At 60.8% G+C, this 23,239-nt stretch carries 25 protein-coding genes; 18 read left to right on the forward strand and 7 right to left on the reverse strand.

Annotated elements, in window-relative coordinates:
- Positions 1–2 precede the first annotated feature (2 nt).
- The 4 genes from mnmE to hemE form a co-directional block, all read right to left on the reverse strand.
- Positions 3–1,304 (reverse strand): tRNA uridine-5-carboxymethylaminomethyl(34) synthesis GTPase MnmE, encoded by a 1,302-nt coding sequence (gene mnmE, locus NT26_RS18235; RefSeq protein ID WP_052640807.1) that lies wholly within the window; start codon positions 1,302–1,304, stop codon positions 3–5.
- A gap of 75 nt (positions 1,305–1,379) precedes the next feature.
- On the reverse strand, positions 1,380–2,645 hold the full coding sequence (gene rho / locus NT26_RS18240; RefSeq protein WP_139346276.1) for a transcription termination factor Rho: 1,266 nt from the start codon (positions 2,643–2,645) through the stop codon (positions 1,380–1,382).
- Positions 2,646–2,820: 175 nt separating this feature from the next.
- Positions 2,821–3,363, reverse strand: a complete 543-nt coding sequence (gene hemJ / locus NT26_RS18245) for a protoporphyrinogen oxidase HemJ (RefSeq protein WP_052642355.1) — start codon at positions 3,361–3,363, stop codon at positions 2,821–2,823.
- Complete coding sequence (gene hemE / locus NT26_RS18250; RefSeq protein WP_052640812.1) at positions 3,363–4,397, reverse strand: uroporphyrinogen decarboxylase; 1,035 nt, start codon at positions 4,395–4,397, stop codon at positions 3,363–3,365. Before hemE ends, hemJ begins: the two co-directional genes overlap by 1 nt.
- A gap of 398 nt (positions 4,398–4,795) precedes the next feature.
- Between hemE and NT26_RS18255 the strand changes: the two genes are divergently transcribed.
- Genes NT26_RS18255 through dnaQ form a run of 5 tightly spaced genes read left to right on the forward strand, consistent with a single transcriptional unit; the run spans position 4,796 to position 8,421 of the window.
- Positions 4,796–5,617 carry a pyruvate, water dikinase regulatory protein gene (locus NT26_RS18255; RefSeq protein WP_052640814.1) on the forward strand — a complete coding sequence of 274 codons (822 nt, stop codon included), beginning with the start codon at positions 4,796–4,798 and terminating at the stop codon, positions 5,615–5,617.
- Positions 5,618–5,648: 31 nt separating this feature from the next.
- Positions 5,649–6,245: a Maf-like protein gene (locus NT26_RS18260; RefSeq protein ID WP_052640816.1), complete on the forward strand. Its 597-nt coding sequence runs from the start codon at positions 5,649–5,651 to the stop codon at positions 6,243–6,245.
- The gene (locus NT26_RS18265) at positions 6,238–7,095 is read left to right on the forward strand and encodes a shikimate dehydrogenase (protein WP_052640818.1); all 858 of its coding nucleotides are present in this window, start codon (positions 6,238–6,240) and stop codon (positions 7,093–7,095) included. The genes NT26_RS18260 and NT26_RS18265 overlap by 8 nt, the downstream gene beginning before the upstream one ends.
- A complete protein-coding gene (gene coaE / locus NT26_RS18270; protein WP_052640820.1) occupies positions 7,092–7,700 on the forward strand; it encodes a dephospho-CoA kinase in 609 nt (202 codons plus the stop codon). The genes NT26_RS18265 and coaE overlap by 4 nt, the downstream gene beginning before the upstream one ends.
- A complete protein-coding gene (gene dnaQ / locus NT26_RS18275) occupies positions 7,693–8,421 on the forward strand; it encodes a DNA polymerase III subunit epsilon (RefSeq protein ID WP_052640822.1) in 729 nt (242 codons plus the stop codon). Before coaE ends, dnaQ begins: the two co-directional genes overlap by 8 nt.
- 21 nt (positions 8,422–8,442) lie before the next feature.
- Here the strand turns inward: dnaQ and secB are convergent, their stop codons facing one another.
- On the reverse strand, positions 8,443–8,922 hold the full coding sequence (secB, locus tag NT26_RS18280; RefSeq protein ID WP_052640824.1) for a protein-export chaperone SecB: 480 nt from the start codon (positions 8,920–8,922) through the stop codon (positions 8,443–8,445).
- Positions 8,923–9,010: 88 nt separating this feature from the next.
- Positions 9,011–9,520 carry an FxsA family protein gene (locus NT26_RS18285; RefSeq protein WP_052640826.1) on the reverse strand — a complete coding sequence of 170 codons (510 nt, stop codon included), beginning with the start codon at positions 9,518–9,520 and terminating at the stop codon, positions 9,011–9,013.
- A gap of 110 nt (positions 9,521–9,630) precedes the next feature.
- Between NT26_RS18285 and NT26_RS18290 the strand changes: the two genes are divergently transcribed.
- From NT26_RS18290 to gyrB, 5 genes are all read left to right on the forward strand, one after another.
- Entirely contained in the window at positions 9,631–10,326 is a 696-nt protein-coding gene (locus NT26_RS18290) for a Tim44/TimA family putative adaptor protein (protein ID WP_052642357.1), read from the forward strand.
- On the forward strand, positions 10,323–11,444 hold the full coding sequence (gene mltA / locus NT26_RS18295; protein WP_052640829.1) for a murein transglycosylase A: 1,122 nt from the start codon (positions 10,323–10,325) through the stop codon (positions 11,442–11,444). Before NT26_RS18290 ends, mltA begins: the two co-directional genes overlap by 4 nt.
- Positions 11,441–12,013, forward strand: a complete 573-nt coding sequence (locus NT26_RS18300) for a Smr/MutS family protein (protein WP_052640831.1) — start codon at positions 11,441–11,443, stop codon at positions 12,011–12,013. Before mltA ends, NT26_RS18300 begins: the two co-directional genes overlap by 4 nt.
- A complete protein-coding gene (locus NT26_RS18305) occupies positions 12,010–12,375 on the forward strand; it encodes a helix-turn-helix domain-containing protein (RefSeq protein WP_052640833.1) in 366 nt (121 codons plus the stop codon). The genes NT26_RS18300 and NT26_RS18305 overlap by 4 nt, the downstream gene beginning before the upstream one ends.
- A gap of 141 nt (positions 12,376–12,516) precedes the next feature.
- A complete protein-coding gene (gene gyrB / locus NT26_RS18310; RefSeq protein ID WP_052640835.1) occupies positions 12,517–14,952 on the forward strand; it encodes a DNA topoisomerase (ATP-hydrolyzing) subunit B in 2,436 nt (811 codons plus the stop codon).
- Between the two features lie 48 nt (positions 14,953–15,000).
- Here the strand turns inward: gyrB and NT26_RS18315 are convergent, their stop codons facing one another.
- Entirely contained in the window at positions 15,001–15,600 is a 600-nt protein-coding gene (locus tag NT26_RS18315) for a nitroreductase family protein (RefSeq protein WP_052640837.1), read from the reverse strand.
- A gap of 141 nt (positions 15,601–15,741) precedes the next feature.
- Between NT26_RS18315 and NT26_RS18320 the strand changes: the two genes are divergently transcribed.
- From NT26_RS18320 to accD, 8 genes are all read left to right on the forward strand, one after another.
- A complete protein-coding gene (locus tag NT26_RS18320) occupies positions 15,742–16,584 on the forward strand; it encodes a fumarylacetoacetate hydrolase family protein (protein ID WP_052640839.1) in 843 nt (280 codons plus the stop codon).
- 199 nt (positions 16,585–16,783) lie between these two features.
- Positions 16,784–18,067 (forward strand): polyhydroxyalkanoate depolymerase, encoded by a 1,284-nt coding sequence (locus tag NT26_RS18325; protein WP_052640841.1) that lies wholly within the window; start codon positions 16,784–16,786, stop codon positions 18,065–18,067.
- 130 nt (positions 18,068–18,197) lie between these two features.
- The gene (locus NT26_RS18330) at positions 18,198–18,620 is read left to right on the forward strand and encodes a DUF2852 domain-containing protein (protein WP_052642359.1); all 423 of its coding nucleotides are present in this window, start codon (positions 18,198–18,200) and stop codon (positions 18,618–18,620) included.
- 84 nt (positions 18,621–18,704) lie between these two features.
- Positions 18,705–19,469 carry a M48 family metallopeptidase gene (locus NT26_RS18335; RefSeq protein WP_052640843.1) on the forward strand — a complete coding sequence of 255 codons (765 nt, stop codon included), beginning with the start codon at positions 18,705–18,707 and terminating at the stop codon, positions 19,467–19,469.
- Between the two features lie 82 nt (positions 19,470–19,551).
- Complete coding sequence (locus tag NT26_RS18340) at positions 19,552–20,208, forward strand: phosphoribosylanthranilate isomerase (RefSeq protein ID WP_052640845.1); 657 nt, start codon at positions 19,552–19,554, stop codon at positions 20,206–20,208.
- Between the two features lie 11 nt (positions 20,209–20,219).
- Entirely contained in the window at positions 20,220–21,440 is a 1,221-nt protein-coding gene (trpB, locus tag NT26_RS18345) for a tryptophan synthase subunit beta (protein WP_052640847.1), read from the forward strand.
- A 1-nt stretch (position 21,441) separates the two neighbouring features.
- The gene (trpA, locus tag NT26_RS18350) at positions 21,442–22,281 is read left to right on the forward strand and encodes a tryptophan synthase subunit alpha (protein ID WP_052640849.1); all 840 of its coding nucleotides are present in this window, start codon (positions 21,442–21,444) and stop codon (positions 22,279–22,281) included.
- A gap of 38 nt (positions 22,282–22,319) precedes the next feature.
- Positions 22,320–23,228 carry an acetyl-CoA carboxylase, carboxyltransferase subunit beta gene (gene accD, locus NT26_RS18355; RefSeq protein ID WP_052640851.1) on the forward strand — a complete coding sequence of 303 codons (909 nt, stop codon included), beginning with the start codon at positions 22,320–22,322 and terminating at the stop codon, positions 23,226–23,228.
- The last annotated feature ends 11 nt before the right edge of the window (positions 23,229–23,239 follow it).

Raw genomic sequence — 23,239 nt, forward strand, 5'->3', positions numbered from 1 at the left:
CGTTACTTGCCGATACAAAACTGTGAAAATATGACGTTGAGTAGCTGCTCCACGTCCACCTGGCCCGTAATTCGTCCCAAAGCGGTCGCTGCTCCCCGCAGATGCTCTGCCCGCAGCTCCAGCTCGGTTTCGTCTAGCGCTGATCGGAGATGAAGGGAAGTATCTTGCAGCAACGCCACCTGACGGCCGCGCATCGGTGCAACCGAGCCGTCCCAAGCGGACTGAATCCGGCTAACGATAGCCTTGCGAAGTGAGCCTACTCCTTCACCCGTCACGGTCGACAGGTATATATCATAGCTAGGCGCCCGCCGGTGAATGTCGAGCTTTGTCCCGACACGGAGCGCATGCGGTGATAGAGGAGCCTGCAAAGGCTCCGAACCAATTTCCTCCAGGTACAGAACGAGATCTGCCGTGTCGATCAACTGCCGGGCTCGGCGGATCCCCTCTTGCTCGATTACGTCTGAGGATTCGCGGATACCCGCCGTATCAAACACGCGCACCAGATATCCCTCGAGATCAAGATCAACGTGCAACACATCGCGGGTAGTTCCCGCCAAATCGGTGACGATCGCCACGTCTCGCTGCGCCAGGTAGTTCAGCAGGCTCGATTTTCCCGAATTCGGCGGCCCGACGATCGCGACCTTGAAACCATCACGAATGATCTCCCCCCCTTTTGCCGATTCCAGATGCTTCTCCAATTCGGTGCGAACTGCGGCGATGTCCGCCGTGACGCGTTCTCCAACGGAACCGGGCACATCGTCTTCGTCGGCGAAATCGAGTTCTGCTTCGATCATGGCTCGTGCATGGGTCAGCCTGCGGGCCCAGTCCTCATACAAATGAGACTGCCGACCGAAGCTCTGTTCCACTGCTAGGCGACGTTGCATCTCAGTCTCTGTCGCGATCAGCTCCGCCAGGCCTTCCGCCTCCACCAGGTCTAAACGGCCGTTCTCGAAGGCCCTGCGCGAAAACTCACCCGCTTCCGCCAACCTGAAGCCGGGTAACGCCGCAAGTTGCGAGTAGACAGCGTTTACCACCGCTCTGCTTCCATGCAGTTGGAGTTCGACGACGTCCTCGCCGGTGAAGGAATGCGGTGCTGGAAAGGTCAAGACGAGCGCTTCGTCGATCAGTTGCTCTTCCCGATCCAGTATCCTCCGGAGTGCCGCCTTGCGTGGGGGAGGTTGCCTCCCTCCTGTCAGTCGCATCAATGCAGGGAATGCCGCCGGGCCACTGATACGCAGGACAGCGACACCCGCCGGCAAGCTACCGCTGGAAAGCGCGAAGATCGTATCTGTCGTGCCACTCATCCTTGCTGCCTCGACCGGAAAGCCAAAAGCGCCCGGCCGGGCCGAGCGCTTTTGTAGCGTGAATCCGGCTAATGATTAAGTGTTCATCGAGTCGAAGAAATCGCCGTTGTTCTTCGTCTGCTTCAGCTTGTCGATAAGGAACTCGATCGCATCGGTCGTGCCCATAGGCGCAAGGATACGGCGAAGCACGAAGATCTTCTGCAGATCCTGGCGCGGCACGAGGAGATCTTCCTTGCGTGTACCGGACTTGAGAATGTCCATGGCAGGGAAGATGCGCTTGTCGGCAACCTTGCGGTCCAGGACGATTTCGGAGTTGCCGGTTCCCTTGAACTCTTCGAAGATGACTTCATCCATGCGGCTGCCGGTGTCGATCAGCGCCGTCGCGATGATCGTCAGCGATCCACCTTCCTCAATGTTGCGAGCGGCACCAAAGAAACGCTTCGGGCGCTGCAGCGCGTTGGCGTCGACACCACCGGTCAACACCTTGCCGGATGACGGTACCACGGTGTTGTAGGCGCGGCCGAGACGGGTGATCGAATCCAGCAGGATGACGACGTCGCGACCGTGTTCCACAAGGCGCTTTGCCTTCTCGATTACCATTTCGGCAACCTGAACGTGGCGCACAGCCGGCTCATCGAAGGTGGAGGAGACAACCTCGCCCCGGACCGATCTCTGCATGTCCGTCACTTCTTCCGGACGCTCGTCGATGAGGAGGACGATCAGATAGCATTCCGGATGGTTGGCGGTGATGGAATGCGCGATGTTCTGCAACAGCACCGTCTTACCTGTTCGCGGCGGGGCAACGATCAAGCCGCGCTGACCCTTGCCGAGCGGTGCCACGAGATCGATCACACGCGCTGACAGATCCTTTGACGTCGGGACATCGAGTTCCATCTTGAACCGCTCATTGGGATAGAGCGGTGTCAGGTTGTCGAAGTGGACCTTGTGACGGATCTTCTCCGGATCATCGAAATTGATCGTGTTGACCTTCAGAAGCGCGAAATACCGCTCGCCTTCCTTCGGGCCCCGGATCGGCCCTTCGACAGTATCGCCCGTCTTCAGCGAAAACCGGCGGATCTGGGAGGGTGAAATGTAGATGTCATCCGGGCCAGGAAGATAGTTAGCGTTCGCGGAGCGAAGGAAGCCAAAGCCATCCTGCAGGACTTCCACCACGCCTTCGCCGATGATTTCAACATCCTGGCTGGCCAGAACCTTCAGGATCGCGAACATAAGCTCCTGCTTGCGCATCGTGCTGGCGTTCTCGACCTCGAGCGATTCGGCAAAGGTCAGCAGGTCGGTTGGCGACTTGCTCTTGAGTTCTTGAAGCTTCATTTCAGCCATGAAGGGACCACGTTAGAGGCGATGAGGGAAAAGGGCGTGCCGGTGAAAATCTCGCCGCGGAGGTTTCCGGGGAGGAGTGGGATTACAAGCATGCCACGAGATGAGATGGCAGGAAAATAGCGAGTCATGCCGGCCCTCGCAAGGGGAAACGTACAGGTAGCGGCAGAAACCGCAATCAGAAGGGCTTGACCACGACCAGGATGACGATCGCGATCATCAACAGGGTAGGCGCCTCGTTCATCATTCGCCAGTAACGAGCAGTCCGACGTGGCCCGTCGGCGGCGAAGGCACGCACTGCGCGGCTGAACATGACGTGCACCACCGTCAGGAGAACCACCAGCGCGATCTTGGCGTGCAGCCAACCTCCCTGGAAGGCAAAGCTCTCCCAGGCGAGGTAGAGGCCCAGCAGCCAGGTGATCATCATCGCCGGGTTCATGATCACCTTCAGCAGGCGACGCTCCATCACCTTGAAGGTTTCCGACTGGACGGAACCCACTTCGGCGTCCGTATGGTAGATGAACAGCCGCGGAAGGTAGAACAGGCCTGCCATCCACGAGATCACCGCAATGATGTGCAGGGCCTTCATCCAAAGCCCGAAACTGTCCGGCTGAAGAACATAAAGGACTGCGATCAGCGCGACGAAGACGCCGATCGCGACAAAGGCTTTCCGTGACGCTCTCCGTCCGGCAGCTTCACTCGTTTGCCGATCCACATCCATCATGGCATGTATCCGCGGACCCGACGGACCAGATCGCTCACATGCGCGGGATCCGCCTCCGGCGTAATGCCGTGGCCGAGATTGAAAATCAGCGGTCCATTTCCGAGTGCCTGCAGGATAGCATCGATACCCTCCTCAAGGGCCTGCCCCCCCGCGACAACCCGCATAGGATCTAGATTTCCCTGTATGGGACCATCCTTCTGCAACTCCACGGCAAAGGAGAGGGGAACGCTCCAGTCAAGACCAATGGCATTCGCATCGGTATCCTGACGATAAGACCTCAAGTTCATGCCCGCGCCTTTGGCGAAGGCAATGATCCTAGCCCCAGGACGCGCTGCTCTCACGGTCCGGATCATGCGCGCCACCGGCCGAACTGCATAGGCTTTAAACTCACGCTCACCGAGAACTCCCGCCCACGAGTCGAAGATCTGCACCGCATCCGCACCGGCATCGATCTGCGCGATCAGGTACTCCGCCGAAACATCGGCAAGAAAATCCAGAAGCCGCAGAAACAGGTCCGGATTGCGGTAGGCGAATAGCCGCGCCGGCGCCTGGTCCGGCGTCCCATGACCCGCGATCATGTAGGTCGCCACCGTCCATGGCGCACCACAAAAACCCAGAAGCGTCGTCTCCTCCGGAAGCTCGCGGCGAAGGCGGCGGACGGTTTCAAGCACAGGGGCAAGATGCGAGAGCACACCCTCCGCATCCAGCTTCTCAATGCCTGCGACATCGATTGGGTCCATCTGCGGCCCCTCGCCCTGCACGAAGCGGACATTACGTTTCAAGACATCCGGAATGACAAGGATGTCGGAAAACAGGATTGCCGCGTCGAAACCGTATCTGCGGATCGGCTGCAAGGTTACCTCGACCGCATAGTCCGGAGAATAACAGAGATCCAGGAAGCTTCCCGCCTTCGCTCTCGTTTCCCGGTACTCGGGGAGGTAACGGCCTGCCTGCCTCATAAGCCAGATGGGAGGAGGCGTGACCGTTTTGCCTTCCAGCACGTCGACAATCTTCCGGGATGGGCCGGGCACGTGTTTCTCCTAAAATAGATAAAGATCTTTATAGGGTTTCTATTTCTTAGAGTCGGTGGGTATCAAGGATTAAACGTCATCCACCATTGCCGCGACGATCCGCCGCCGACCATGAACGACGGGAAGAGACTCGTCCACATTAGACGCCCGGGCGTGGATAAACGGATTCGTGATATGAAATCAGGATGATGCCAATCTCACAGAACAACCTTGCCTGTGGAAAACCTGTTGACTTTCTTCATCGAACCAACGCTTGTCCATATTGCCCACATACAGCCGCGGACGTTCTTCGTACGCCATCGAGGTGTGGATAAAGCGGAGGTTACCCCGCGCCTCGGGCTCCGCCTGGCTGAACCCCACCCGCTCTCCCGGTTTATCAACAGAGGGACCAGAACAGCGTGGAGAACCGCAAAAACTACTTCCATCTGCACCTGATTTCTGACTCGACGGGGGAGACTCTGATGTCGGCGGGCAGGGCGGTCTCCGCGCAATTTCAGGCCTATGCGGCCATCGAGCACATCTACCCGCTTATCAGAAGCCGGCGACAGCTCGCCTCCGTATTGGAATCGATCGACCGCGAACCCGGCATCGTTCTCTATACGATCGTGGACGAGGAACTCGCCCGCCTGCTCGACCTCCGCTGCCGCGATCTCGGCACCCCGTGTGTCAATCTGCTCGAACCGGTGATGACGACATTCCAGACCTATCTCGGTTCCCCCTCCCGTCGGCGGGTCGGGGCTCAACATGCACTCGACGCCGATTATTTCGCCCGGATGGAAGCGTTGAACTTCACCATGGATCACGATGATGGCCAGTTGCCGGAGGATTATGATCAGGCAGACGTGGTGCTGATCGGCATAAGCCGGACCTCCAAGACGCCCACAAGTATCTATCTCGCTAATCGCGGCATCAAGACAGCGAACCTGCCTGTCGTCCTCGGCATGGAGCTTCCGGACAGCTTGCTTAAGGCAACGCGACCACTGATCGTCGGCCTCATCGCGACGTCCGACCGCATTGCTCAGGTGCGTGAGAACCGCGAGCTCGGTGTGACGCAGGGCTTTGATCGTAGGGACTACACGGATCGGGCCAATATCCAGGAGGAGCTGAAATATGCCCGTAGCCTTTGCGCCCGCCACGGATGGCCGTTGATCGACGTCACCCGGCGATCGATAGAAGAGACAGCGGCGGCTATCGTTGCGTTGCGACCCCGCCTCAGGTAAGCGAAACGAACGATACCCGGACCCCTCTTCCATGACGTCTCTCATTCTCGCCTCGGCCAGCCCCTTTCGCCGCATGCTGCTGCAAAATGCCGGGCTTGCATTCGATGCTCACGCGGCAACCATTGATGAGCGAGCCATTCAAGAGCGTCTGCAGGAGATACATCCTACCCCGGAACATGTCGCTGTGGAGCTTGCAAAGGCGAAGGCGCTCGATGTTAGCCGCCATTTCCCGGGGATGCTGGTCCTGGGCAGCGACCAGACCATGTCGCTGGGAGAGCGCGTTTTCCATAAACCCGCCGACCTTGACGAAGCCCGCAGCCACATCGCCACCCTTGCGGGAAAGACCCATAGGCTGAACAGCGGTATTGCGTTGGTTCAGGACGGAGTGGTGCTCTGGGAGCACGTCTCTAGCGCAGACATGACGGTCCGCCCCCTGAGCGAAGCATTCATCGAACGTTACGTCGAGCGGTGCGGCGAGAAGCTCCTGTCGAGTGTCGGGGCATACCAACTCGAGGGGGAGGGTATTCATCTCTTCTCCGCAATCGAGGGTGACTACTTCACCATCCTGGGGCTTCCGATGCTGCCCCTCCTCGCCAAGCTGCGAGAACTCGGAGCCATCAATGGCTGATTCACGTGAAACAGGAATCATGGCTTTCGTCGCCGGCTGGCCCGTCAAGCATTCCCGCTCGCCGCTTATCCATCGGCACTGGCTGAAGACCTTCGGCATTGAGGGCGACTATCGGCTGGAGCCTGTGAAACCAGCAGACTTTCCGGCTTTCGTTGCGGATCTGAAATCTGGCGCTTCGATCTATGCTGGCGGAAACGTCACGATCCCTCACAAGGAGGCAGCCAGCGCGCTGGCGGATCGCTGCGATACCGTCGCCGAGGAACTGGGAGCCGCGAATACGCTCTGGAGGGAGGACGGGCGGCTCTGTGCCACCAATACCGATGTCCACGGTTTTGCTGCGAATCTCGACGAGCGCCATCCAGGATGGGACAAGGTCTCAAGGGCGGTCGTTCTTGGTGCAGGCGGCGCCAGCCGAGCTGTCATTCGAGCATTTCGTGATCGCGGCATCTCCGAAATCAACGTCGTCAACCGCACGCTCTCGCGGGCTGCCGAACTCGCGGATCGGTTTGGACCGACCATCCATGCCCATTCTATGGCGGCGCTTCCGGAAGTTATTCAAGGCGCGGGTCTCTTCGTCAACACGACGTCCCTCGGCATGGACGGGCAAGACGTCCCCGAGATCGACTTTTCGACCATGTCAATTGGGGCGCTCGTCACCGACATCGTCTACGTTCCGCTACAGACACCGATCCTGAAGCAGGCTGAAGCCCAGGGCCTAGCAACGGTGGACGGACTGGGAATGCTGCTTCATCAGGCTGTGCCTGGCTTTGAACGGTGGTTCGGGATCAGGCCTCAGGTCGACGAGACCTTGCGTTCACTGGTTATCGCCGACATGGAAAGGCAGCCATGATCGTCGTCGGCTTGACGGGCTCCATCGGAATGGGAAAGTCGACCACGGCGAGGATGTTTGCGGAAGCGGGAGTCCCGGTCAACGACGCCGACGCTGTAGTTCATGATCTCTACCGGTCCGAGGCCCTCGCGCCGATCGGCGACGCCTTTCCGGGGAGTATCAGAAACGGTATGGTCGACAGGCAGGAGCTTGCTCGGCAACTCGCGGAGAATCCGGCTAAGTTCCGTCGTCTGGAGGCGATCGTCCATCCTCTTGTTCGCAGGCGGGAAGGCGAGTTCGTGGAAGCCAATCGAGTAGCGGGCGCCGAGATGGTGGTGCTCGACATCCCCTTGCTCTTCGAGGTCGGGGGTGAGGATCGAGTGGATGTCGTCGTGGTCGTGACCTGTGATCCACAGATACAAAGGGCGCGGGTTCTTGCGCGGCCCGGCATGACCGAGGAGAAATTGAACATGATTCTGTCCCGGCAGATCCCGGATCAGGAAAAGCGCCGTCGAGCGGATTTCCTCATTGATACCGGAAGGGGATTGGAAGCAGCCCGGCAGCGCGTCGACGAAGTCATCGCAGCCCTGCGATCCGGAAAGAGAAGCGAGACAGCCAGTGCGTGAAATCATCTTCGATACGGAAACGACCGGTCTGGAAACCAAGCTCGACCGTATCATCGAGATCGGCGGGATCGAACTCATCAACAATTTCCCGACCGGACGGTCGTTGCATCTCTACATCAACCCCGGTGATCGCAAGGTTCACCCGGACGCGCTGGCGGTCCATGGGATCACCGATGAATTCCTGAAGGACAAGCCGAGTTTCGCCGAGGTGGCGGAACAGATCCTCGAATTCTTCGAAGGCGCGAAGTGGATTGCCCACAACGCGAACTTCGACATGGGCTTCATCAACGCCGAGTTTGAACGTTTGAAGCTTCCGCCGGTGTCCATGGAGCATGTTGTCGACACGCTTGCACTCGCACGCCGCAAGCATCCGATGGGGCCCAACTCGCTGGATGCGCTATGCCGTCGATACGGAATCGACAACGCTCACCGCACCAAGCACGGCGCGCTACTCGACTCCGAACTGCTCGCGGAAGTCTATATCGAGATGACGGGGGGCCGGCAGGCGGCGCTCGGCCTCGTCGGCATCGAAACCTCGGCGACGATCATCGAGATCGAGGAGCATGTGGTCGGGATCTCTGGTCGTCCCCGGCCGCTGCCGTCGCGCGTGAGTGCGGCCGAGCTTGCGGCGCACCGTGCCCTGGTTGGTTCGCTTGGCGCAAAGGCAGTCTGGGCGCGCTATGAAGCAGAAAGCCCGGACATGGCGATCCGGGCTTCCTGAATTACGGCTTTTGCAACGCTATCAGCTATTGAGCGGCTGGACCTGCGACTTCGCGCGTTCTGCGGCCATCCGCTGGGCGAACATCTGGGCGAAATCGATTGGATCGATCATCAGCGGTGGAAAGCCGCCATTGCGGGTCACGTCGGCGACAATCTGGCGCGCGAAGGGGAAAAGCAGGCGCGGGCACTCGATGAAGAGAACCGGCAGCATGTGTTCCTGCGGGAAGCCGGCAACGCGGAAGACACCGCCGTAGACCAGTTCGGCCGCGAACACCACCTTGTCGCCGTCCTTGGCTTCGACATTCAGTGAAAGCACTACGTCAAAATCCGTCTCGGAAAGCGGGTTGGCGTTGACGTTGACATTGATGTTGATGGCGGGAGCGTTGTCGCGCGACTGAAGCGAGCGCGGTGCACCGGGGTTTTCGAAGGAAAGGTCTTTGGTGTACTGGGCCAGAATGTTGAGCGACGGGCTCTGAGTACCCTGTTCGTTTTCGGTTGCCATGGGTTTCCCTCGGATATTTGAACGGTTGCTGGCGTCTAGCACTTAGACCGGTGGCTTACAACCCTGGCCCCGGGAGCCGTGCCAGAGGCTAATCCTCGCCCAGCCGGCGATCGGACCAAGGCGATCCAGGGTTCGGTTCGCGGTGGAAATCTTCTTCGTCAAGGTCGACCACCCGTTCACCCTGCGGGGGATCCCTTCGACGGGTATAGGTACGCCGCTGGGTGTAGGATTCCGAGTCAACCACCACAAAACGGCGGCCGATAAATGACCAGAGCAAGCGCCGGACCGCCGGAATGAAGAGGGCGATCCCGATGATGTCGGTTATGAAGCCGGGGATAAGCAGCAGGACCGCAGCAACGACGATCATCGCGCCTTGCACGATCGCATTCCCGGGAACCCGTCCGTCGCGGCCTTCCTCCGTAAGTCTCCTAAGCATCTGCAGACCCTGAAGACGCAGGAGAATCAGCCCCGCGAGGCAGGATAGCAGGACGAGGCCGAGCGTGCCCCAGACACCAACCATTTGGCCTACGACGACGAAGCCCGCAATTTCCGCGAGCGGCAACAGGAGGATGAGAATGCTGATGAAGGGTGTTGGCATCTACGCTCGATCTGCGCGGCGTCCGCTCGCGCCTTCGCTATTTGAATGATCCGGCCTTGCGGACTATATGAGAACTTGCAACAAGAATTTAAACGGCATTGCGGGACAAGATGGGCTCCAACGACTTCATAACTCTGTTTTTCCTCGTCGCTGCAGTCCTCATATTTCTGCAATTGCGGAGTGTGTTGGGCCGGCGGACGGGGAACGAGAAGCCGCCCTTTGATCCTTTCAGTGCGCGTGAGGCCGGCAAGGCACCCGCGAGCGATGACGGCAAGGTCGTGACACTGCCGCGCCGGGAGGTCTCCGACGAGGACCGTTTCGCAGAGATCGATGCGGTCGCCAAACCCGGTACCTCGGCCAATGACGGTCTGCGTCAACTGTTGAAAGCTGACCCATCCTTCCAGCCACGCGAGTTTCTCAACGGCGCCCGTATGGCCTACGAAATGATCGTCATGGCCTTCGCTGACGGGGATCGAAAGAGCCTCAAGAACCTCCTCTCCAAGGAGGTTTACGAAGGCTTCGACGCCGCCATCTCCGACCGTGAGTCGCGCGGCGAAGTGGTCAAGTCGACCTTTGTCGGCATCGACAAGGCCGACATCACCCAGGCGAGCGTGCGGGGGAATGAGGAGCAGGTGACGGTTCGCATCGTCAGCCAGTTGATCTCCGCAACCTATGACAAGAGCGGTGCAGTCATTGATGGTGACCAGGAAGCTGTCGCGGAAGTCATAGACATCTGGACCTTTGCTCGCGACGTCCGCTCCCGGGATCCGAACTGGAAGCTCGTCGCGACCGAATCCGAGCAATGAACGAGGGCTCGTCGGGTTTTTCGCTTCGGCGGGTCGCTTTCTCTGATCTACCCCGGTGGAGCGAGGATCATCCCGGTCTGCTGCTGGAGGGGATCCGCAACTGCCTGACCCACATCCGCTCGGGCAAGTCCTACCGAACAGGAGACCTGGGGCTGTCATGCGACGACATCCTGCCTGCCTATGAAGCGGCTCTCCGTGCCGATCTTCTTGACGCCGGGTCCGCTCGGCAATTCTTCGAGCAGCATTTCGAACCGTTCAGGATCTGCCGCGACGACGGCTCGCAGGGTTTCGTCACCGCCTTCTACGAGCCTGAGGTTGAGGTTTCGGACACCCCGTCAGGCGAGTGGGCGTTTCCGTTTTACCGTCGCCCAGCGGATTTGATCGATCTCGATGCCGCCAACCGGCCGGCGGGCATGGACGCTTCGTACCGGTTCGGTCGGTCCGCTCCCGCAGGGATTGCGGAGTATCCCGACAGGCGTGCAATCGACCAAGGCTGCCTGAGCGGACAGGGATTGGAAATCGCGTGGGGCCGCTCCAAGGTCGATGTCTTCTTCGCCCATGTTCAGGGTGCTGCACGCTTGAAGTTCCGGGATGGCAGCATCAAGCGGATAACCTATGCGGCGAAGGCAGGCCATCCCTTCAGTGCCATCGGCAAGCTGCTGATCGAGCGTGGTGAAATCGATGCGGCAACGGTCTCTATGCAGACCATCCGCGCGTGGCTGGAAGCAAATCCGGATCTGACGGACGAGGTCCTCTGGCACAACCGCTCCTACATCTTCTTCAGGGAGGCGGATGTTTCGGATGACCGGCTCGGTCCGATCGCAGCTGCGAAGGTGCCCCTCCTTCCTGGTCGCTCGCTTGCCGTCGACCGGCTCATTCACACCTTCGGATACCCATTCTTCATCCACGCGCCGTCACTGACCCATCTCGACGGTGGCCAGGCCTTCGCCCGGACCATGCTGGCGCTCGATACCGGCAGCGCCATTGTCGGACCGGCGCGAGGTGACATCTTCACAGGTTCCGGCGCCGCTGCAGGAGAACTGGCTGGAACCGTGCGAAACGAGGCGGACTTCTATATTCTCGTCCCGCGCTCCGCATCGGCGAGGATGGCTGGATGAGTAGCGGTCGAAGGCTCAGTCCGGAAGAGCGGATACTTTGGGGGAAGGTGGCGAAGTCAACGCGCGCCTTGCCCGGTGGACAGGCGGATGCTCGTGAGTTCGCGGAGGAAATCGCCGCCATGCTGGCGGCGGAGGAGGCAGCGCTGGCGCAGCCGCTGCCGACGAAATCTCCCGCGGATGCCCCGGCAATCGACCATCGGCCGGCGGACGCTCGACGGCCGCCGCCGAGCCATCAACCACTGGAAAAGCCTGTCCATCGGAAGCTGGCGAAAGGGCGGTTGCCTATCGAAGCCCGGATCGATCTCCATGGGCTGTTTCAGGACGAGGCGCATGATCTCCTCCTCGATTTCCTCTATCGCGCCCATGATCGCGGCATGCGTCATGTGCTGGTGATCACCGGCAAGGGCAGTTCCCTCGGCAGCGAAGGGGCGCTACGACGTGCGGTGCCCCTCTGGTTTTCCAAGCCCGAGTTTCGCTTCCTCATCTCCTCCTACGAGTGGGCGGCCCGTCACCATGGTGGAGAGGGCGCGCTCTACGTCCGGCTCAGCCGCCCGAGACGCCATCCATGACACCCTTCGCACAGGCCCTTCGCGAACTGCGCCGGCGCAGGGGCGTGACCCAAAGGGACCTTGCCGCTGCGATCGGGGTCTCGCCTGCCTATCTCTCGGCGCTCGAGCATGGCCGGAAGGGCAAGCCTAGTTTCGATCTTCTGCAGCGGATTGCCGGCTACTTCAACATCATCTGGGACGAAGCCGACGAACTCTTCATGACGGCAGAAGCCTCGCATCCGAAGGCTGTGCTGGATACCGCAGGCCTTCCGCCGCGCTACACCGCTTTTGCCAATCGCCTGGCACGCGAGATTCGCGCACTGCCGTCGGATGTGATAGAGGCCATGGACAAACTGCTGGACCAGTCTCCGCCCAAGGGTTGATTGTTGCGGAATCCCCTGATTTCAGGCTTTTCCGGCATGGCATGAGCTTTAGAATCCGTCCCAAACTTCCTATATCTGGGGGTGGATGCGCGGGTGATTCGCAGCGTCCTGCCCGCTTAAGGACAATTGGAAAGATCTTTGATGACCGACACACCCGTGAACGAAACCGGCGCGAGTGCAGAATATGGCGCAGACTCCATCAAGGTCCTGAAGGGGCTGGATGCAGTACGCAAGCGGCCTGGCATGTATATCGGCGACACGGACGACGGTTCCGGGCTCCATCACATGGTCTATGAGGTAGTGGACAATGCGATCGACGAGGCACTGGCGGGGCACGCCGATCTGGTAACCGTCACGCTCAATGCCGACGGTTCCGTTACGGTCACCGACAATGGACGCGGCATTCCAACCGACATCCATACGGGTGAGGGGGTCTCCGCCGCTGAAGTCATCATGACGCAGTTGCATGCCGGCGGAAAGTTCGACCAGAACTCCTACAAGGTCTCCGGCGGTCTCCACGGCGTAGGCGTCTCGGTGGTCAACGCGCTGTCCGTCTGGCTCAAGCTTCGCATTCGTCGGAGCGGCAAGGTGCACGAAATCTCCTTCACACATGGCGTGGCGGACGCGCCGCTGAAGGTCGTGGGAGATTATGAGGGTCGGTCCGGCACGGAGGTGACCTTCCTCGCCAGCCCCGAAACCTTCACAATGACCGAGTATGACTACAATACGCTCGAACATCGGCTTAGGGAGCTTGCCTTCCTGAACTCCGGCGTCAGAATCCGGCTAACGGATCGGCGGAAGCCCGATGTTCGCGAAGAGGAGCTTGTCTATGACGGTGGTCTCGAAGCCTTTGTTCGTTACCTGGATCGCTCGAAGAAACCTCTCGTCGACAAACCGGTGGCCATCCGCGGCGAGAAGGACGGTATCAGTGTGGAGGTGGCTCTCTGGTGGAATGACAGCTACCACGAAAATGTCCTCTGCTTCACCAACAACATTCCCCAGCGTGATGGCGGCACGCACATGGCCGGCTTCCGCGGAGCCCTGACGAGGCAGGTTACCTCCTATGCCGACACATCCGGCATCACCAAGAAGGAAAAGGTTTCGCTGACCGGCGAAGATTGCCGCGAGGGCCTGACGGCGGTCGTATCCGTCAAGGTTCCCGATCCCAAGTTCTCGTCCCAGACCAAGGACAAACTTGTCTCGTCCGAAGTCCGGCCGGTGGTTGAGAGCCTCGTAAACGAAGCACTCGGCACCTGGTTCGAAGAGCATCCGACGGAAGCCAAGGTCCTTGTGGGCAAGGTGGTGGAGGCGGCCGTCGCCCGCGAGGCTGCGCGCAAGGCTCGCGAACTGACGCGTCGCAAGGGCGCGCTCGACATCGCCTCGCTTCCCGGCAAGCTTGCCGACTGCTCGGAAAAGGATCCTGCCAAATCTGAACTTTTCCTCGTCGAGGGCGACTCCGCCGGTGGCTCCGCCAAGCAGGGCCGCTCGCGTGAAACCCAGGCGATCCTCCCGCTCCGCGGCAAGATCCTCAATGTCGAGCGCGCTCGCTTCGACAAGATGCTCTCCAGCCAGGAGATCGGCACGCTGATCACCGCGCTGGGTACCTCGATCGGCAAGGACGAGTTCAACGCCGAGAAGCTGCGCTACCACAAGATCATCATCATGACCGACGCCGACGTAGACGGCGCCCATATCCGTACGCTGCTACTCACCTTCTTCTTCCGTCAGATGCCGGACCTGATCGAGCGTGGCCACGTCTATATTGCCCAGCCGCCGCTCTACAAAGTGACCCGCGGCAAGTCGGTACAGTATCTCAAGGACCAGAAGGCATTCGAGGAATACCTGATCAGTAGCGGCCTTGAGGATACGAGCCTCAGGCTCGCGTCTGGTGAGGTCCGCACCGGCCAGGACCTGCGGGAAGTGATCCATGACGCCATGCGACTGCGCAACCTCCTCGACGGGTTGCATTCGCGCTACAATCGCGCGGTGGTCGAGCAGGCCGCCATCGCCGGCGCGCTGAACCCCGATCTGACGGACAATCCTGAACGCGCACAACAAACCGCGGATGAGGTTGCACGTCGCCTGGATGTCATCGCCGACGAGACCGAGCGTGGCTGGAGCGGCCATGTCACGGATGAGGGTGGCCTTCGTTTCGAACGCATGGTGCGTGGCGTCAAGGAAGTTGCGGTGCTGGATGTGGCGCTGATCGGCTCGGCGGATGCCCGTCACATCGACCAGATGACACCCCGCCTCAACGAGATCTACGCGACGCCCCCGGTCCTCCGTCGCAAGGAGGAAGAGACCGAGATGTCGGGCGCGCTGGCGCTGCTCGAAGCGATCTTCGCCGCCGGTCGCAAGGGCATCTCGATGCAACGCTACAAGGGGCTGGGCGAAATGAACGCCGAGCAGCTCTGGGAAACCACGCTGGACCCGAATGTCCGCTCCCTGCTGCAGGTCAAGGTCAGCGACGCAACCGATGCCGACGGGCTTTTCTCGCGCCTGATGGGTGACGAGGTGGAGCCACGCCGCGAGTTCATTCAAGACAACGCGCTGAGCGTTGCAAACCTCGATATCTGAGAAGATGCTGTTTCACGTGAATCGCCGCTTGCGCTGATTCACGTGAAACTAGTCTTCCCCGACGAAGCGTCCTTCGAACGCCACTTCCGAGAGCGGCTTGCGCTCGCTCTGGACCTCCCGCTCACGCAGGTCGTCTGGAAGCGTCTCCTTCGCAGCGAGCCGCCCGATCGCGCAGGCAGCCTCCACCCGATAGCCATCGGGTATGCCCAGAACCCGCACTGCCTTCTCGCGGTCCATGCCTTCCATCCCATGGGCGTGGTAGCCGAGCTTCATTGATTGGCACGCGATCGAGAACCACGCGGAACCGGTATCGAACGCATGGGTGTATGCCGGCTTTCGCTCGCCATCCTTGGAAATCCGGTAGGTGCGCGAGACGAAGATGACCAATGCCGAAGCGTTCTGCGCCCAGCGCTGGTTTCCCGGTGACAGGATATCCAGGAGTACAGGCCAGCTGGCTGTCTCCCGCAAGGCATAGATGAAGCGCCAGGGTTGATTGTTGCCGGAAGAGGGCGCCCAGTGACCTGCATCCAGAATGGTCAGCAGGTCCTCCCGGCTCATCGCTTCGCCGGTGAAGGCGCGTGGTGACCAGCGGTCGAGAAAGAAGGCATCCACCGGATGTTCCGACTGTCGGTTGTTGCTTTGGGTCATGGGCGCCGGCTCCGCTGCAAATGACGGTCTCAGAAACATAGGGTGAGCGGCGGACAACACAACGCAGACTGCGTGCAAGGGGGATGACAATGAGCCTGCCATCCTCCATAAGGCAGTTGTCAGACAAGTGGAGGCATATCCGTGAAACTCATGCGTGTTGGTCAGCCGGGCCAGGAAAAGCCGGCAATCCTCGATGCGAGCGGCAAGGTCAGGGACCTGTCGCAGCATGTCGCCGACATCGGTGGCGCGGCCATCTCGCCGGAGGGTCTTGCCAGGATCGCTGCTCTCGACCTGCAGAACCTGCCCGAGCTGCAGGTTGACCGCATTGGCGCCTGCGTTGCCGGCACCGGCAAGTTCATCTGCATCGGCCTGAATTTCTCTGACCATGCTGCCGAGACGGGCGCCGCCGTCCCGCCGGAGCCCGTCATCTTCATGAAGGCCACCTCAGCCATCTGCGGCCCCAATGATGATGTCATCATTCCCCGCGGCTCGGAGAAGACGGATTGGGAGGTCGAGCTCGGCGTCGTCATCGGCAAGACCGCCAAATATGTCAGCGAAGCCGAGGCCATGGAGTATGTGGCCGGCTACTGCGTCTCGCACGATGTATCGGAGCGCGGCTTCCAGACGGAGCGCGCTGGTCAGTGGACCAAGGGCAAGTCCTGCGACACCTTTGGTCCGATCGGCCCATGGCTGGTCACGAGGGACGAGATCGCTGACCCGCAGAACCTCGGCATGTGGCTGAAGGTGAACGGCGAGACTATGCAGAACGGCTCGTCGAAGACCATGGTCTATGGCGTGGCCTTCGTCGTCTCCTATCTCAGCCAGTTCATGTCGCTGCATCCCGGTGACGTCATCTCCACCGGCACGCCGCCGGGCGTCGGCATGGGCATGAAGCCGCCGCGTTACCTGAAGGCAGGCGACGTCGTCGAACTTGGGATTGAGGGGCTGGGTACGCAGCGCCAGATCTTCGTGGCGGATCGTTAACCAGCCGAACGGACGGAACCTTAAGGCGCTTCATGCCATTCTTGATGCCAGGCCTCCGCGCCTGGCATTTTTATTGGTTAATGATTGGTCCCGCCTGATGTTGCACTGCAATCCAAACATGGTAGCCTCTCCCATTGCTCCCGAAGCAGCCGGTCGGCTCCGACCGCCGGTGCCGGTAGCCACGAAAGGCGGCGCATCGATGATCTACCAGTTTTACGAGATGAACCACGCGGCGGTCGCACCTTTCCGTGCCGCCGCCGACGCCATGAGGCTGTTCCACACCAACCCGCTCAATCCGCTCTCCTACACGGCCATGGGGCGGAGCATGGCGGCCGGCCTCGAGCTTTTCGAGCGGGTGACGCGCCGCTACGGCAAGCCTGAGTTTGGTCTGCCGACCACTGTCATTGATGGGACTACTGTTCGCGTCACCGAGGACATTGTCTGGTCTAAGCCGTTCTGCAATCTGATCCATTTCCGCCGGGACCTTCCGGCCGGTCGTGCACCTGACCAGAAGATCCTTCTCGTGGCTCCGATGTCGGGCCACTACGCGACGCTGCTGCGCGGCACGGTTGAGACGCTGCTCCCCAATGCCGAGATCTACATCACGGACTGGATCGATGCGCGTGTGGTGCCGGTGACGGACGGTCGCTTCGACCTTGATGACTACATCGATTACCTGATCGAGATGGTCCATCACATCGGCCCGAACACCCACGTGATCGGTGTGTGCCAGCCATCTGTCCCCGTCTTGGCTGCGGTTGCTCTGATGGAGTCGGCCAAGGATCCGCTGGCGCCAGCCTCCATGATTCTCATGGGCGGACCGATCGATACGCGCAAGAACCCGACGGCGGTGAACCAACTGGCCCAGGAGAAGCCGCTCGAATGGTTCCGCGACAATGTCATCATGAACGTCCCGTGGCCGCATGCGGGGTTCATGCGCCCGGTCTATCCGGGCTTCCTCCAGCTTTCGGGCTTCATGTACATGAACCTCGACCGCCATATTACGGCGCACAAGGAATTCTACGAGCATCTGATCAAGAACGATGGTGACTCGGCAGAGAGACACCGCGATTTCTACGACGAGTACCTGGCGGTCATGGACCTCACCGAGGAATTCTATCTGCAGACGGTAGACACGGTTTTCATCAAGCACGCCCTGCCTGAAGGCAAGATGATGCATCGCGACCGCCTCGTCGACACGACGGCGATCCGCAATGTCGCGCTGTTGACGGTGGAAGGGGAAAACGACGACATCTCCGGCCTCGGCCAGACCCAGGCCGCCCATACGATCTCGCCGAACATCCCGGACCATATGCGGATGCACTACATGCAGCCCGACGTCGGCCACTACGGCGTCTTCAACGGCTCGCGCTTCCGCCGCGAGATTGCTCCGCGTATTCTGGAGTTCACTGCACGCCACGCCCGTGGTGGTGAGCGCCCCAACCCGGTGAAGCGCGTCATCAAGGGTGGCAAGGCAGGATGAATTCCGGCCGCTAATTCAGGTGGTTCTTGAAAACCGGCGGGGTTCTTCTTGAAGCGGCCAGGCCGACTCCCCAAATCGATTCCGACGGGCTGGCATGTGGCTGCCCGCGGAAACGAAGGGTATGACATCGATGAACCAGTCAGCATTGATCCGTCCGGATTGGACGCCGGCTACCATCGCGTTGATGGTGCTGGGCTTCGTGGTCTTCTGGCCGCTCGGCCTTGCCATGCTCGCCTATATCCTCTTCGGCGAACGGCTCCAGAGCTTCAAGCGCGATGCCAACCGCAGGGCAGATGGCATGTTTGCCGGCTGTCGCCGGGCCAAGTCGCGCTACAACACGCATTTCTCCACGGGAAATGTTGCCTTCGACGATTGGCGCAAGGCCGAACTTGATCGCATCGAGGAAGAGCGCCGCAAGCTCGACGAGATGCGGGAGGAGTTCGACAGCTATATGCGCGAATTGCGCCGTGCCAAGGATCAGGAGGAGTTCGACCGCTTCATGCGCGAGCGCAAGAACCGCTCCACCGGCCAGGGCGACGTCGTAGATCTCTGAGGATTCACGTGAAACATCGAACCGGCGCCGTCAGGCGCCGGTTTTTCTGTCTCTGCGTCTCCGCGAATCGGCTAGATAAAACCTATGTTCGCGCTCCTCAAGAAACCGGTCCGTCCGCGCCGCAAGCCCTTGGCTCCGGAGACGCGAACGCTTGAGGTCGGCAGCCGCGCCATGCCGCTCACAATCCGGGAACATCCGCGCTCGACCCGTATCACCCTTCGGATCGAGCCGGGCGCGCGTGGGCTCAGCCTGACAGTTCCCGTCGGCCTGCGTCGGTCCGAGATCGACGATTTCCTTGATCGTCATCAGGGCTGGCTCCTCACCCGGCTCGCTCGCTTTCCGCAGTCCGAGCCGTATCTTCGTCCGGGCTCCGGCATCATGCTGCGCGGCGTGCGCCATCATATCGAACACACGGGCAGCCTGCGCGGCCTGACGGAGGCTGTCCTTCGTGAGGGGAGGGCGGTTCTGCGTATCAGTGGCATGGAGGAACATACCGGCCGGCGCATCGCAACCTTCCTGAAAAGGGAAGCTCGTCGCGATCTCGAAGCAGCGGTCCGGCTGCATGCGCAGGGCGTGCGGAAGCCGGTCAGGTCGATCACCATGAAGGACACCCGATCCCGCTGGGGCTCCTGTTCATGGGACGGCAATCTGAGCTTCTCCTGGCGCATCGTCATGGCGCCACCTTTCGTCATCGATTACCTCGCGGCCCACGAGGTCGCCCATCTGGACCAGATGAACCATGGGCCGGAGTTCTGGGCGCTTTGCCGTCGTCTCTGCCCGCGCACGGACGAGGCCAAGGCCTGGCTGAAGCGCCACGGCTCGCAACTCCACGCGATCGAGTTCGGCTGATCCGCGAGCGTCGAACATCGACGAACAACGGAGAAGCGCTTTTATCTCGACTCCGCCATGATTTCATGCGAACTCGCAGGGCATGAAGCCGGACATCAAGATTTGCGGGTTGAAGACGTCAGAGGCCGTCGACCGGGCGCTCGCACGCGGTGCGACCCATATCGGTTTTATCTTCTTCCCCAAGAGCCCCCGCCATGTCGATCCGGAGATCGCTGCCGAACTGGCCGAGCCGGTGCGCGGCCGGGTAAAGATCGTCGCGGTTACGGTGGATGCAAGCAACGAGGAGCTGGACGACATCGTCCACCTGCTGAAACCGGACGTCCTCCAAATGCACGGCCATGAGACGCCGGAGCGCATCCTTCAGGTCAAGGCGCTGTACGGGATACCTGTAATGAAGGCCTTCTCTGTTCGCGAAGCCTCCGACCTCGAGCGCATCGACCCCTATGTCGGTGTCGCCGACCGGTTCCTGTTCGATGCAAAGGCCCCCGCCGGGTCAGAACTGCCCGGTGGCAACGGCGTGTCATTCGACTGGAACATCATGGCCTCGCTTGACGCAAGCGTCGATTACATGCTTTCCGGGGGCCTGAACAAAGACAATGTCGGTCTTGCGCTCGCCTCCACCCGGGCCCGCGGAATTGATGTGTCCTCCGGCGTCGAAAGCGCGCCGGGCATCAAGGACATCGTCATGATCGACGCCTTCTTTGACGCTATCGCAGAGGCCCGCTCCGTCGGAGCCTGAGGGAGTAGAGAGTGAATCAGACGCCGAAACCCAATTCCTTCCGCTCCGGGCCCGATGAGGATGGCCGCTTCGGCATCTTTGGCGGCCGGTTCGTCGCCGAGACCCTCATGCCTCTGATCCTCGACCTGCAAGCCGAATGGGAAAAGGCGAAGACCGATCCGGAATTCCAGGCAGAGCTCCAGCATCTCAACACACACTATACGGGTCGTCCGAGCCCGCTCTATTTTGCTGAGCGCCTGACGGCCGAACTCGGCGGCGCCAAGATCTACTTCAAGCGCGACGAATTGAACCACACCGGGTCTCACAAGATCAACAACTGCCTCGGCCAGATCCTGCTCGCGCGCCGCATGGGCAAGACCCGCATCATCGCGGAAACCGGCGCCGGCCAGCACGGGGTCGCCTCGGCCACCGTCGCCGCCAGATTCGGCCTGCCCTGCGTGGTCTACATGGGTGCCACCGACGTCGAGCGTCAGGCACCGAACGTGTTTCGCATGAAGCTTCTGGGCGCCGAAGTCAGGCCGGTGACGGCCGGCCACGGCACGCTGAAGGATGCGATGAACGAGGCCCTGCGCGACTGGGTCACCAATGTCGACGACACCTATTACCTGATCGGCACGGCTGCGGGCCCGCATCCGTATCCGGAACTGGTTCGCGAATTCCAGTCGGTGATCGGCAAGGAAACCCGCGAACAAATGATGGCGGCGGAAGGCCGCCTGCCGGACATGCTGGTGGCGGCCGTTGGTGGTGGCTCCAACGCCATTGGTCTCTTCCATCCGTTTCTCGATGATGAGTCCGTCAAGATCGTCGGTGTCGAAGCAGGCGGCAAGGGTCTGGATGGCGAGGAGCACTGTGCCTCGCTGACCGCCGGCTCGCCTGGCGTCCTGCACGGCAACCGCACCTATCTGCTGCAGGATGGCGATGGGCAGATCAAGGAAGGCCACTCCATCTCTGCCGGCCTCGATTATCCGGGCATTGGACCCGAGCATTCCTGGCTGAAGGACATGGGTCGCGTTGAATACGTGCCGATCATGGATGACGAGGCGCTTGCCGCCTTCCAGATGCTGACCCGCACCGAAGGCATTATCCCGGCACTGGAGCCGAGCCATGCGCTCGCGGAAGTCATCAAGCGCGCGCCGAAGATGGACAAGGACCAGATCATCGTAATGAACCTCTGCGGCAGGGGCGACAAGGACATCTTCACCGTCGGCAAGATTCTCGGAATGGGCCTCTGACATGACCGCACGCATGGACAAGAAATTCGCTGACCTGAAGGCCGAGGGCCGCCCGGCGCTCGTCACCTATTTCATGGGCGGAGATCCGGACTATGATACGTCGCTGGCGATCATGAAGGCGCTGCCGGCGGCCGGGGCCGACGTGATCGAACTCGGCGCGCCATTCTCCGATCCGATGGCCGATGGCCCGGCGATCCAGCTGGCCGGCCAGCGGGCGCTCAAGAATGGCCATTCTCTGAAGAAAACGCTGCAGATGGCCCGCGATTTCCGCAAAAACGACAATACGACGCCGATCGTCATCATGGGCTACTACAACCCCATCTACATCTACGGCGTCGACCGCTTCCTGGAAGACGCGCTGGAGGCGGGGATCGACGGTCTTATCGTCGTGGACCTTCCGGCGGAAATGGACGATGAGCTCTGCATCCCGGCGCGCAAGAAGGACATCAACTTCATTCGCCTGACGACACCGACCACCGACGACCGGCGCCTTCCGAAGGTGCTGACCAACACCTCCGGCTTCGTCTACTATGTCTCGATGACCGGGATTACCGGCTCTGCTCTGCCTGATCCGTCGAAGATTGCGGGTGCCGTCCAGCGTATCAAGAAGTCCACCGACCTGCCGGTCTGCGTCGGATTCGGCGTCAAGACAGCCGAGCATGCGCGGCTGATCGGTGCCTCGGCGGATGGCGTCGTGGTCGGTACGGCGATCGTCAACCAGGTCGCCACGTCGCTCGACAAGGATGGCCGGGCGAGTGCCGACACGGTGGAATCGGTAACCACCTTTGTTCGCGGCCTTGCAACCGGCGTGCGGTCAGCGCGACTTGTCGCCGCCGAATAGTTTCCCACATAGGGCGCAGTTTATCAGGAGTAAGCCACGTGAACTGGATCACCAACTACGTCCGGCCGCGGATCAATTCCATGCTTGGCCGCCGTGAGGTTCCGGACAACCTCTGGATCAAGTGCCCGGAAACGGGTGAGATGGTCTTTCACAAGGACCTGGAAGAGAACAAGTGGGTTATCCCCGCTTCCGGCTATCACATGAAGATGCCGGCCAAGGCGCGCCTGACGGACCTCTTCGATGGCGGCGTCTTCGAATCGCTTCCCCAGCCCAAGGTTGCCCAGGATCCGCTGAAGTTCCGCGACTCAAAGAAGTACATCGACCGTCTGAAGGACAGCCGCCTGAAGACCGAGCAGGAGGACACAATCCTCGCCGGCCTCGGCCAGGTGCGCGGCGTGAAGCTTGTCGCGGTGGTTCACGAGTTCAACTTCATCGGCGGTTCGCTAGGCATGGCAGCGGGCGAGGCGATTGTGAAGGCGTGCGAGCGTGCAGTCGCTGAAAAATGCCCGCTGGTGATCTTCCCGGCCTCCGGCGGCGCCCGCATGCAGGAAGGCATCCTGTCGCTGATGCAGCTGCCGCGGACCACAGTCGCGGTCGACATGCTGAAGGAAGCCGGCCTGCCTTACATAGTCGTGCTGACCAACCCCACCACCGGTGGCGTCACTGCATCCTACGCCATGCTCGGCGACATCCATATTGCCGAGCCGGGTGCCGAAATCGGCTTTGCCGGCAAGCGCGTCATCGAGCAGACGCTCCGCGAAAAGCTGCCGGAGGGCTTCCAGACGGCCGAATACCTGCTGGAGCACGGCATGGTAGACATGGTCGTCAACCGCCATGATCTGCCGGATACGCTTGCCACGCTTCTGAAGATCCTGATGAAGACGCCCGCAGCCAACGATGATTCGGCTGAAGTCCTGGCGCTTGCCCCCGTGGCAGCGAGCGCCTGAGTCCATAGAGA

Origin of the sequence: Pseudorhizobium banfieldiae (assembly GCF_000967425.1) — a bacterium.
Lineage (GTDB): Bacteria > Pseudomonadota > Alphaproteobacteria > Rhizobiales > Rhizobiaceae > Neorhizobium > Neorhizobium banfieldiae.

Bases quoted from the DNA above. Each gene is read 5' to 3' on its own strand.
- mnmE (WP_052640807.1), bottom strand. From the start codon at position 1,304: ATGAGTGGCACGACAGATACGATCTTCGCGCTTTCCAGCGGTAGCTTG.
- rho (WP_139346276.1), bottom strand. From the start codon at position 2,645: ATGGCTGAAATGAAGCTTCAAGAACTCAAGAGCAAGTCGCCAACCGAC.
- hemJ (WP_052642355.1), bottom strand. From the start codon at position 3,363: ATGGATGTGGATCGGCAAACGAGTGAAGCTGCCGGACGGAGAGCGTCA.
- NT26_RS18260 (WP_052640816.1), top strand. From the start codon at position 5,649: ATGACGTCTCTCATTCTCGCCTCGGCCAGCCCCTTTCGCCGCATGCTG.
- NT26_RS18265 (WP_052640818.1), top strand. From the start codon at position 6,238: ATGGCTGATTCACGTGAAACAGGAATCATGGCTTTCGTCGCCGGCTGG.
- coaE (WP_052640820.1), top strand. From the start codon at position 7,092: ATGATCGTCGTCGGCTTGACGGGCTCCATCGGAATGGGAAAGTCGACC.
- secB (WP_052640824.1), bottom strand. From the start codon at position 8,922: ATGGCAACCGAAAACGAACAGGGTACTCAGAGCCCGTCGCTCAACATT.
- NT26_RS18285 (WP_052640826.1), bottom strand. From the start codon at position 9,520: ATGCCAACACCCTTCATCAGCATTCTCATCCTCCTGTTGCCGCTCGCG.
- NT26_RS18290 (WP_052642357.1), top strand. From the start codon at position 9,631: ATGGGCTCCAACGACTTCATAACTCTGTTTTTCCTCGTCGCTGCAGTC.
- mltA (WP_052640829.1), top strand. From the start codon at position 10,323: ATGAACGAGGGCTCGTCGGGTTTTTCGCTTCGGCGGGTCGCTTTCTCT.
- NT26_RS18300 (WP_052640831.1), top strand. From the start codon at position 11,441: ATGAGTAGCGGTCGAAGGCTCAGTCCGGAAGAGCGGATACTTTGGGGG.
- NT26_RS18305 (WP_052640833.1), top strand. From the start codon at position 12,010: ATGACACCCTTCGCACAGGCCCTTCGCGAACTGCGCCGGCGCAGGGGC.
- gyrB (WP_052640835.1), top strand. From the start codon at position 12,517: ATGACCGACACACCCGTGAACGAAACCGGCGCGAGTGCAGAATATGGC.
- NT26_RS18315 (WP_052640837.1), bottom strand. From the start codon at position 15,600: ATGACCCAAAGCAACAACCGACAGTCGGAACATCCGGTGGATGCCTTC.
- NT26_RS18325 (WP_052640841.1), top strand. From the start codon at position 16,784: ATGATCTACCAGTTTTACGAGATGAACCACGCGGCGGTCGCACCTTTC.
- NT26_RS18330 (WP_052642359.1), top strand. From the start codon at position 18,198: ATGAACCAGTCAGCATTGATCCGTCCGGATTGGACGCCGGCTACCATC.
- NT26_RS18335 (WP_052640843.1), top strand. From the start codon at position 18,705: ATGTTCGCGCTCCTCAAGAAACCGGTCCGTCCGCGCCGCAAGCCCTTG.
- NT26_RS18340 (WP_052640845.1), top strand. From the start codon at position 19,552: ATGAAGCCGGACATCAAGATTTGCGGGTTGAAGACGTCAGAGGCCGTC.
- trpA (WP_052640849.1), top strand. From the start codon at position 21,442: ATGACCGCACGCATGGACAAGAAATTCGCTGACCTGAAGGCCGAGGGC.